Raw genomic sequence first — 10,093 nt, forward strand, 5'->3', positions numbered from 1 at the left:
ACAATGGGAACACGAGCTTCCGGTGCCGGGTTGCACCTCCTGGTCCCTTCCCCGAAGTTCCCCCAAGCGACGAGCAGGAGCCGCTGTGCCACACGTCCGCCGGGTCGCGATGTTCAGCGTGCACACCTCGCCGCTCGACCAGCCGGGCACCGGAGACGCCGGCGGCATGAACGTCTACATCGTGGAGCTGTCGCGGCAGCTGGCGGCGCTCGGCATCGAGGTGGAGGTGTTCACCCGGGCGACGGCCGGCGGGCTCGCGCCCACCGTCGAGCTGGTGCCGGGGGTGCGGGTGCGGCACGTGGAGGCCGGCCCCTACGAGGGGCTCAGCAAGGAGGAGCTGCCGGCGCAACTGTGCGCCTTCACGCACGGCGTGATGCAGACCTGGGCCGAACAGCCGCCCGGCTACTTCGACCTGGTGCACTCGCACTACTGGCTCTCCGGGCACGTCGGCTGGCTGGCCGCCGAACGCTGGGGGGTGCCGCTGGTGCACACCATGCACACCATGGCCAAGGTGAAGAACGCGGCGCTGGCCACCGGCGACACCCCGGAGCCCGCGGCCCGGGTCATCGGCGAGACGCAGATCGTGCAGGCCGCCGACCGGCTGATCGCCAACACCGCGGGCGAGGCCGCCGAGCTGGTCGGCCACTACGACGCCGACCCGCTGCGCACCGCCGTCGTCCACCCCGGGGTCAACCTGGCCACCTTCCGTCCGGGGGACGGGCGGGCCGCCGCCAGGGAGCGGCTCGGGCTGCCGGCCGACGCGCTGATCCCGCTGTTCGCCGGCCGCATCCAGCCGCTGAAGGGGCCCGACATCCTGCTGCAGGCCGTCCGGGAACTGGTCGACGCGGAGCCGGCGCTGCGCCGGCGGCTGCTGGTGCCGGTGGTCGGCGGGCCGAGCGGCACCGGGCTCGCCCGTCCCGAGCGGATGCGGAAGCTGGCGGCCAGGCTGGGCATCGGCGATCTCGTGCGCTTCCGGCCGCCGGTCTCGCAGGCGGAGCTCGCCGACTGGTACCGGGCGGCCGACGTGCTGGTGATGCCGTCCTACAGTGAGTCGTTCGGCCTGGTCGCCGTCGAGGCGCAGGCGTGCGGGACGCCGGTGGTGGCGGCGGCCGTCGGCGGGCTGCCCGTGGTGGTGCGGGACGGCGCCACCGGCTACCTGATCGACGGCCACGACCCGGTGGAGTACGCGGCGGCGCTGCGCCGCTTCGCCGACCCCGCGCACGCCGGCCGGCTCGGCGCGGAGGCCGCCCGGCACGCCCGCCGCTTCGGCTGGGAGGCCACGGCGGCCGGCACCCTGGAGGTCTACCGGGCGGCCGTGGAGGCCAGGCGGTTCCGGGCCGGCCGCGGGCTACGATCGGCCCATGGCTGACGGCGTCGAGGGTGCGGCAGGTGCGTTGGAGGCGGCGCTGCGGGAGAGCGGCGCCGAGTGGGAGAGCCCGGCGCCGGGACGGTACGTCGTCACCCTGCCCGGCACCCGCAAGCTGTCCACCACCTGCTCGCTGGTGGTCGGCCGGCACAGCCTCTCGGTGAACGCCTTCGTGATCCGCCGCCCGGACGAGAACGCGGCCGCCGTGCACCGCTGGCTGCTGGAGCGCAACACCCGCCTCTACGGCGTGGCCTACGCGGTGGACGCGACGGGCGACGTCTACCTGGTGGGCCGGCTGCCGCTGGCCGCGATCACCCCCGAGGAGATCGACCGGCTGCTCGGCACCGTCCTCGAACAGGCGGACGGCTCGTTCAACACCCTGCTGGAGCTGGGCTTCGCCACCGCCATCCGCAAGGAGTACGCCTGGCGCACGGCCCGCGGCGAGTCGACCCGCAACCTCGACGCCTTCGCGCACCTCACCAGGCCGGCTCAGGACTCCTGACGCCAGCCGGCCGGCATCCGTTGCTCGGCCCAGATGACCTTGCCCTCCGGCGTGTAGCGGGTGCCCCAGCGCTCGGCGTACTGCGCCACCATGAACAGGCCGCGCCCGCCCTCGTCGGTGTCCTTCGCGTTCCGCAGGTGCGGCGAGGTGCTGCTGGAGTCCGACACCTCACAGATCAGCGTCCGGTCGCGCAGCACCCGCACCCGTACGGGGCCCGACGCGTGCCGGATGGCGTTGGTGATCAGCTCGGTCAGGATCAGCTCGGTGATGAACGCCATCTCGCTCAGCCGCCACTCGTCGAGGCGCTCGCTGACGGCGGCCCGGATCGGCGCGACGGCCGCCGCCGTCGTCGGCACGTCCCACACCGCGACCTGGTCGGGCGAGAGCATCCGGGTGCGGGCGACCAGCAGCGCCACGTCATCGCCCGGACGGGGCGGCAGCAGCTCGTCGAGCACCGCGTCGCACATGTCGTCCGGGTCCTCGTCCCGCAGGGCCGAGTGGCGCAGCGCGTCGGCCAGCAGCCCAAGGCCGCGGTCGATGTCCCGCTGCCTGGCCTCCACCAGGCCGTCGGTGTAGAGGACCAGGGCGCTGCCCTCGGGCAGCCGCAGCTCGGCGGTCTCGAAGGGCATGCCGCCGACGCCCAGCGGCGGCTGGGCCGGCAGCTCGGGGAAGGAGACCGAGTGGTCGGGCAGGATCAGCGCCGGCGGCAGGTGCCCGGCGCGCGCCATGGTGACCACGCCCTCGACCGGGTCGTAGATCGCGTACAGGCAGGTGGCGCCGGTGATGGTGCCGGTGGCGCCGTCCAACCCCGCCTCGTCGCGGTCCACCCGGTCGGCCAGCTCGTCCAGGTGGCCGAGCAGCTCGTCGGGCGGCAGGTCGAGCGCCGCGAAGTTGTGCACGGCGGTGCGCAGCCGGCCCATGGTGGCGGCCGCGTGCAGTCCGTGGCCCACCACGTCGCCGACGACCAGCGCGACCCGGGCGCCGGAGAGCGGGATCACGTCGAAGAAGTCACCGCCCACCGCCTCGGCCGGCCGGTAGCGGTAGGCGGCCCGCACCGCGTTCTGCTCCGGCACCTCGCGCGGCAGCAGGCTGCGCTGGAGAGTGGCGGCCATCTCGTGCTCGCGCGCGTAGCGGCGGGCGTTGTCCACCGTGACGGCGGTGCGCGCGGCGAGGTCCTCGGCCAGCTCCAGGTCCTGCTCGTCGAACGGCGCGCCCTCCCGGGAGCGCCAGAAGTTGGCCACGCCGAGCACCACCCCGCGCGCCTGGAGCGGCGTGGAGATCAGCGAGTGCAGGCCCAGGTCGAGCAGCCGCCTGGCGTGTTCCTCGTCGCCGGCCCGCCACCAGTCGGTGCCGCGCAGGTCGGTCTCCAGCTGGGCCCGGCCGCCGCGCAGCCCCATCACCTCGGCCGTCTCAGGGCGCAGGGAGAGGGCCTGGCCCGAGGGGTAGAGGGGGTGGTCGGCGGTGATGCCGCCGGCGGCGATCCGTCTGATCCTGATGTCGGTGCCCGGCTGCTCGTCGCCGCGCAGCACGGTCTCCGACAGGTCGACGCTGACGTAGTCGGCGAACTCCGGCACGGCGACCTCCACCAGCTCCTCCGCGGTCCTGGTGATCTCCAGGGTGGTGCCGATCCGGACGCTGGCCGCGTAGAGCAGCCCGAGCCGGCGCTGGGCGGTCTCGGCGCGGCCGGAGACCGCCTGGATCTCGGTGGTGTCGCGCAGCGTGGCCACGACGGCCGGCGGGCCGCCGCGGCCCGTGGTGTGGCGCAGGTTGACGGCGAGCAGCCGGCCGCCGGCCGGGTGCACCTCGTCCGTGACGTCCTCCGCGCTGCTGAGCAGCTCCTGGGTGGCCTCGTCGAGGCCTAGGTCGCCGAGGGGCCTGCCGGTCGTGTCCTCCGGCAGGTCGAGGAGCCGCCGCGCCTCCTCGTTGACCAGCAGCAGGCGGCAGTCCTCGTCCAGGATCAGCACGCCCTCGCGGACCGAGTGCAGAACCGCGTCGTGGAGTTCGTACAGTCGGGTGATCTCGCTGGGCCCCAGGCCCCGGGTCTGCCGTAGCAGCCGCCGGCTGACGAACGCGGCGCCGCCGATGGTCAGGGCCAGCGCGACGCCGGCCGCGCCGAACAGCAGCGGCAGCTCGCTGCTGACCATCAGGTTGATCTTGCGCAGCGTCTCGCCGCACGCGACCATCCCGATCACCCGGCCGTCCCCGTCCCGCACGGGCACCACCGCGCGCTCCGAGGCGCCGAGCGTGCCGGTGGCCTGCTCCCGCACCACATGGCCCTGGGCGGCTGGCCTGAAGGTGCCGATGAAGCGCTTGCCGATCTGGTCGGGGTTGGGGTGGGTGTAGCGGATGCCGTCGGGGTCCATCACCACGATGAAGTCGACGCCGGTGGCCTTCCTGGCCGCCTCGGCGCTCGGCTGGAGCTCGGCCGACGGGTCGTCCGAGCGCAGGGCGCGCACGATCCCCGGCGAGTTGGCGAAGGTCTGGGCCACCACCAGGGCGCGCTCGGCGGCCGCGGCGCGCTTCTCGTGGCGCTTCTCCAGCACGAGGGCACCCACCCCGGCGGCGACCAGCAGCAGCGTGATCACCACCTGGAGGATGAACATCTGGCCGACGACGCTCCGCAGGCGTGGGCCAGAGCGAAATGCCCTCATTCCTCCACTTTGCACCGGAGGTGATCCCGGGGGCGATCCGCCGCCGCACGGGGGTGCCGTCTACTCTCGGCCTCATGGCCGACGCACCGTACAAGCTGATCCTGCTCCGCCACGGCGAGAGCGAGTGGAACGCCAAGAACCTGTTCACCGGCTGGGTGGACGTCAACCTGAACGAGAAGGGCGAGAAGGAGGCGGTCCGCGGCGGCGAGCTGCTGAAGGAGGCCGGCCTGCTCCCCGACGTGCTGCACACCTCCCTGCTCAAGCGGGCCACCCGCACCGCCAACCTGGCGCTCGACGCCGCCGACCGGGGCTGGATCCCCGTCCGGCGCTCCTGGCGGCTCAACGAGCGGCACTACGGCGCCCTGCAGGGCAAGGACAAGGCCGCCACCCTCGCCGAGTTCGGCGAGGAGCAGTTCATGAAGTGGCGCCGCTCCTACGACACCCCGCCGCCGGAGCTCGCCGACGGCGCCGAGTGGTCGCAGAGCGACGACCCGCGCTACGCCACCATCCCGAGCGAGCTGCGGCCGCGCACCGAGTGCCTGAAGGACGTCGTCGTCCGGATGCTGCCCTACTGGTACGACGGCATCGTCCCCGACCTCCTCACCGGCCGCACCGTGCTGGTCACCGCGCACGGCAACAGCCTGCGCGCCCTGGTCAAGCACCTGGACGGCATCTCGGACGCGGAGATCGTGGGCCTCAACATCCCCACCGGCATCCCGCTCCTCTACGAGCTGGACGCCGACTTCCGCCCCGTCACCCCCGGCGGCCGCTACCTGGACCCGGAGGCCGCCAGGGCCGCCATCGAGGCCGTCAAGAACCAGGGCAAGAAGTAGCCCACCGCGCCCACGTCCCGCCGGCCGGTCCTTCCCCCCGGCCGGCGGCCGGCGAGCCCTTAATCTCGTATACATGACCGATACGGGGGCGCTGCGCGACGGATGGGAGCAGCGGTGGCTGCTGCCAGGGGAGCTGCTGGCCGAGGGCAGCAGCGCCCGCCCGCGTCGCACCGGCCGGGACTGGGCGGTCGACGGCCTGTTCTTCGCCCTCTCGGCCGCCGTCTGGCTGCTGCTCCTGATCGACCTGCCCAGCCGGTTCTACCTGCCGGACTGGATGTCGACCGTCGACCCCTGGCTCGGCGCGTTCGCCTGCCTGGCGATCTGGTGGCGCCGGGAGCACCCGCTGGCCATCGGCCTCGCCCTCCTCCCCGTCACGGCGTTCTCCAGCTGCGGCTTCGGCGCGGTCACCTTCGGCATCCTCAACCTCGGCCTGCGGCTGCCGCTGTCCACCGCGCTGCTGGTCCTCGGGGCGCACTTCGCCGTCCTCACGCCCTACCTCGTCGAGTACAGCGTCCCGCACGACGGCGGCTACATGGCCGTCTCGTTCATGATCGCCTACTACCTGTTCTTCTTCGTCTGGGGCGCCAGCGTGCGGCTGCGCCGCCAGCTCGTGGTCCGGCTGCGGGCCGACGCCAGGCGGGAGCGGGCCGAGCACACCAGACGCCTGGTGGACGCGCGGCGCACCGAGCGCGAGGCCATCGCGCGCGAGATGCACGACGTGCTCGCGCACCGCATCTCGCTTCTCTCGGTGCACGCCGGCGCGCTCGCCTACCGCACCGACGCCGCGGCGGGCGGCGCCAAGCCGCTCAGCGACACGGAGATAGGCGACAGCGCGCGCGTCATCAGGGACACGGCGCACCAGGCGTTGGAGGAGCTGCGCGAGGTGCTGACGGTGCTGCGCGGGCGCGGCCAGGGCGAGGGCGGCCCGCAGCCCGGCGTGGCCGACATCGGCGGGCTCGTCACCGAGGCGGAGCGGGCCGGCCAGCGCGTCGTCTACACCCGCGACGTGGACGCGGGCGCGGCGGCGGCGCTCAGGACCACCGTGCAGCGCACGGCCTACCGCGTGGTGCAGGAGGGCCTGACCAACGCGCGCAAGCACGCGCCGGGGGCGCCCGTCCAGGTGGCCATCGGCGGCGCGCCCGGGCAGGGCCTCACGGTCGCGGTGCGGAGCGCGCTGCCGGCGCGCCCCTCGGCCGCCGAGATCCCGGGCTCGGGCGCCGGCCTCGCCGGCCTCGAGGAGCGCGTGGCGCTCGAGGGCGGCGCGCTGCGGCACGGGCCGAGCGCCTCGGGCACGGAGTTCGAGTTGGTGGCGGAGCTGCCCTGGGGTCCCACCCCCCTCGGGCGGGACCCCAGGGACTGAAAAGGATCAGCCGCAGTTGCCCCCGCACTGACACGCGGACCCCGACTGACAGCCGCAGCTGCAACCGGAACCGCAACCGCACCCACCGAGCAACGGCAGCGGCCGACGCTCCCCGGGCGGTGTCACGGGAGCGGGCAGGGGTGTCGCCTCCATGGACCCTCCTCAGATCGTCCTCCCCCCATGGACGGCCGCCACCCCCACCCCCGACAACCCGCGCACAGGGGCGCACCAGCGCACGGGGCTTCGCCCCGGGCCCCGGGTGGGACCGGGTACGCGCCCGCAGCCGGCCGGCCAGGCGCGCGCAGCGCGGCCTGCCGCCTGGCGGGCGCCACGAACCGCGGCCTGCCGCCTGCGGCCCGGCGCCGGTGGCCGCGCCGCGGGAAAAGGGCGGGTGGGTGGGGGAAGAACCGCCGTCCAAGCCCGGCCGGCTAGGCCGTCGTCTCCGGTTCCGGCGCGAACTCGTCGGCGTGCTCGCCCGTCACCAGGTAGACGACGCGGCGCGCGATCGACACCGCGTGGTCGGCGAAGCGCTCGTAGTAGCGGCCGAGCAGCGTCACGTCCACCGCCGTCTCGATCCCGTGGCGCCAGCGGTCGTCGAGCAGGTGGCTGAAGAGCGTCCGGTGCAGCGAGTCCATCTCGTCGTCGTCCTGCTCCAGCTGCATCGCCAGTTCGACGTCCTTGGTGATCAGCACCTCCGTCGCCTTGGCCATCAGCCGCTGCGCCAGCTGGCCCATCTCCAGGATGGTGGCCGAAAGATCCCTCGGCACCGCCGAGTCGGGGAACCGCAGCCGCGCCACCTTCGCCACGTGCTGCGCCAGGTCCCCGCACCGCTCCAGGTCCGCGCTCATCCGCAGGCTGGTGACGACGATCCGCAGGTCCGTGGCCACCGGCTGCTGCCGCGCGAGCAGTGCTATGGCCGAGTTCTCCAGGTCGCGGTGCATCTCGTCGACCTTCACGTCGGCCTCTATCACGCTCTCCGCGAGCTTCAGGTCGGCGTCCAGCATCGCCGTCGTCGCCCTACCGATCGCCGAACCGACGAACCTCGCCATCTCGACCAGGTTGTCGCTGATCGCGTCGAGCTCCTCGTGGTATGCGTCACGCATGACCTCTCGTCCTTCCTCCGCCCGCCTTGCTCTGTCCGTCACAAGCTCTGCTCGTAAAGCGGCCGTTTCCGCCCCGTCAAGTGAATCATCGCTGTCGGCAAGGTGAACTCTCGCGGGCGGCCGGAAGAGCATCTTCAGTCACACCTGTGGTCAGTGGGCAAGCCCCGCATAACCTGAGGATATGGACGTGAACGCGGCGGTCGCCGCAGTGGCAGCGATAGCCGGTCTCTGCACCGGCGTGGTTGCCATGCTGGCATTCCGGCTGAGCGAGCGCGAACGAACCAGGCCACCGCGCACGGCCCAGCCGGCCGAGGCGGTCCTGCCGCCGGGCGTGGACACCGTGCTGTCCGTGCTCCGCTCCTCGGCCGTCGTCCTCGACGAGCACGACGGCGTCGTCAAGGCCAGCTCGGCCGCCTACGCCCTCGGTCTGGTGCGCGGTGGCCGGCTCGCCGTCGAGCCGATGCTGAAGATGGCCCGCGACACCCGCCGCGACGGCGAGATACGGCAGCTGGAGCTCGACGTGCCCAAGCGCGGCAAGCTCGGCCGCGCCGATGTCCTCGCCGTCTCCGCCCGCTCCGCGCCGCTCGGCGCCCGCCTGGTGCTGCTGCTGGTCGAGGACCTCACCGAGGCCCGCCGCATCGAGGCCGTCCGCCGCGACTTCGTCGCCAACGTCAGCCACGAGCTCAAGACCCCGGCCGGCGCGCTCTCCCTGCTCTCCGAGGCCGTGCTCGACGCGGCGGACGACCCCGAGGCCGTCAGCCGCTTCGCCGGCCGGATGCAGAAGGAGGCCACCCGGCTCACCAACCTCATCCAGGAGCTGATCGACCTCTCCCGGGTGCAGGACAACGACATGCTCACCGCCGCCGAGCTGGTGCCCGTCGAGGAACTGGTCACCGAGGCGCTCGACCGCTGCCGCCAGCACGCCGGGAGCAAGCAGATCACCATCGCCTCCGGCGGCACCGCGGGCCTCGCCGTCTGGGGCAACCGCGGGCAGCTCGCCGCCGCCCTCGGCAACCTGGTGGAGAACGCGGTCAACTACAGCCCGCCCCACACCAGGGTCGCCATCGCCGGCTCCCAGGTCTCCGCGCCCGGCGGCGACCTGGTCGAGATCGCCGTGACCGACCAGGGCATCGGCATCCCCGAGACCGACAAGGAGCGCATCTTCGAGCGCTTCTACCGCGTCGACCCGGCCCGCTCCCGCCAGACCGGCGGCACCGGCCTCGGGCTCGCGATCGTCAAGCATGTGGCAGCCTCGCACGGCGGGGAAGTCATGGTGTGGAGCGCTGAAGGTCAGGGCTCCACCTTCACCCTGCGGCTGCCGGAGCCCGGCAGCGCGCGGGAACGCCACCTGGCCGCCCGACGCAAGCGCGAGGGGTTCGGTGGCACCCTGCACGAACCGGCCGAGTTCCCCGACGGCGTCGACGCCGACGGGGCGACGGAGCCCGACCACACCACCCGCACCAACGAAACCGCCCGGGAGGTCCTCCCGTGACCCGAGTGCTCGTAGTCGAGGACGAGGAGTCTTTCAGCGACGCTCTGTCGTACATGCTCCGCAAGGAGGGCTTCGAGGTCGCCACCGCGGCCACGGGTCCCGAGGGGCTGGACGAGTTCGAGCGCAACGGCGCCGACCTGGTGCTGCTCGACCTCATGCTGCCGGGCCTGCCCGGCACGGAGGTCTGCCGCCAGCTCAGGGGCCGATCGAACGTACCGGTCATCATGGTGACCGCGAAGGACAGCGAGATCGACAAGGTGGTCGGCCTCGAGATAGGGGCCGACGACTACGTGACCAAGCCGTTCTCCTCCCGCGAGCTGGTGGCGCGCATCCGCGCGGTGCTGCGCCGCAGGGGGGAGTCGGAGGAGGAGAGCCCGGCCGCCCTGGAGGCGGGACCGGTCAGGATGGACGTCGACCGGCACGTGGTCACCGTCTCCGGCCGGAAGGTGGACCTGCCGCTCAAGGAGTTCGACCTGCTGGCGATGCTGCTGCGCAACGCCGGACGGGTGCTCACCAGGATGCAGCTGATCGACCGCGTCTGGGGCGCGGACTACGTGGGGGACACCAAGACCCTCGACGTCCACGTCAAGCGCCTGCGGGCCAAGATCGAGCCCGACCCCGGCACCCCGCGCTACCTGGTCACGGTGCGTGGCCTCGGCTACAAGTTCGAGCCGTAGGCCGCGGGTGCGGCGTGGCCGCGACGTCGGCCGACCACGCGAGAGGCGGGGGGGTGGAGCTGTCCCACCCCCCCCCCCCCACACACCGCTGGGGCGACGCGGTGGCTGA

General features: G+C 73.3%; 8 protein-coding genes. 6 read left to right on the forward strand and 2 right to left on the reverse strand.

Annotated elements, in window-relative coordinates; all coding sequences use genetic code 11:
* Positions 1-22 precede the first annotated feature (22 nt).
* Together mshA and ACFWI8_RS27710 are read left to right on the forward strand one after the other, a co-directional pair.
* Positions 23-1,369: a D-inositol-3-phosphate glycosyltransferase gene (gene mshA, locus ACFWI8_RS27705; RefSeq protein ID WP_387096877.1), complete on the forward strand. Its 1,347-nt coding sequence runs from the start codon at positions 23-25 to the stop codon at positions 1,367-1,369.
* Complete coding sequence (locus ACFWI8_RS27710) at positions 1,362-1,868, forward strand: YbjN domain-containing protein (protein WP_387096880.1); 507 nt, start codon at positions 1,362-1,364, stop codon at positions 1,866-1,868. Before mshA ends, ACFWI8_RS27710 begins: the two co-directional genes overlap by 8 nt.
* Here ACFWI8_RS27710 and ACFWI8_RS27715 read toward each other — a convergent pair.
* Positions 1,856-4,519, reverse strand: coding sequence for a SpoIIE family protein phosphatase (locus ACFWI8_RS27715; RefSeq protein WP_387096883.1), 2,664 nt, complete (start codon positions 4,517-4,519; stop codon positions 1,856-1,858). The two genes, ACFWI8_RS27710 and ACFWI8_RS27715, sit on opposite strands and share 13 nt — an antisense overlap.
* Before the next feature lie 74 nt (positions 4,520-4,593).
* Between ACFWI8_RS27715 and ACFWI8_RS27720 the strand changes: the two genes are divergently transcribed.
* Positions 4,594-5,352, forward strand: a complete 759-nt coding sequence (locus ACFWI8_RS27720) for a phosphoglyceromutase (RefSeq protein ID WP_387096885.1) — start codon at positions 4,594-4,596, stop codon at positions 5,350-5,352.
* Between the two features lie 73 nt (positions 5,353-5,425).
* A complete protein-coding gene (locus tag ACFWI8_RS27725) occupies positions 5,426-6,712 on the forward strand; it encodes a sensor histidine kinase (RefSeq protein WP_387096888.1) in 1,287 nt (428 codons plus the stop codon).
* A gap of 428 nt (positions 6,713-7,140) precedes the next feature.
* Here the strand turns inward: ACFWI8_RS27725 and phoU are convergent, their stop codons facing one another.
* Positions 7,141-7,815, reverse strand: a complete 675-nt coding sequence (gene phoU, locus ACFWI8_RS27730) for a phosphate signaling complex protein PhoU (protein ID WP_311604949.1) — start codon at positions 7,813-7,815, stop codon at positions 7,141-7,143.
* Positions 7,816-7,996: 181 nt separating this feature from the next.
* On the opposite strand from phoU, the gene ACFWI8_RS27735 reads away from it, so the two are divergent.
* Together ACFWI8_RS27735 and ACFWI8_RS27740 are read left to right on the forward strand one after the other, a co-directional pair.
* Entirely contained in the window at positions 7,997-9,307 is a 1,311-nt protein-coding gene (locus ACFWI8_RS27735; protein ID WP_387096891.1) for a sensor histidine kinase, read from the forward strand.
* Complete coding sequence (locus tag ACFWI8_RS27740; RefSeq protein WP_132821217.1) at positions 9,304-9,984, forward strand: response regulator transcription factor; 681 nt, start codon at positions 9,304-9,306, stop codon at positions 9,982-9,984. The genes ACFWI8_RS27735 and ACFWI8_RS27740 overlap by 4 nt, the downstream gene beginning before the upstream one ends.
* Positions 9,985-10,093 lie beyond the last annotated feature (109 nt).

Source organism: Streptomyces sp. NPDC127098 (genome assembly GCF_042722465.1).
Taxonomy (GTDB): Bacteria; Actinomycetota; Actinomycetes; order Streptomycetales; family Streptomycetaceae; genus Streptomyces; species Streptomyces millisiae.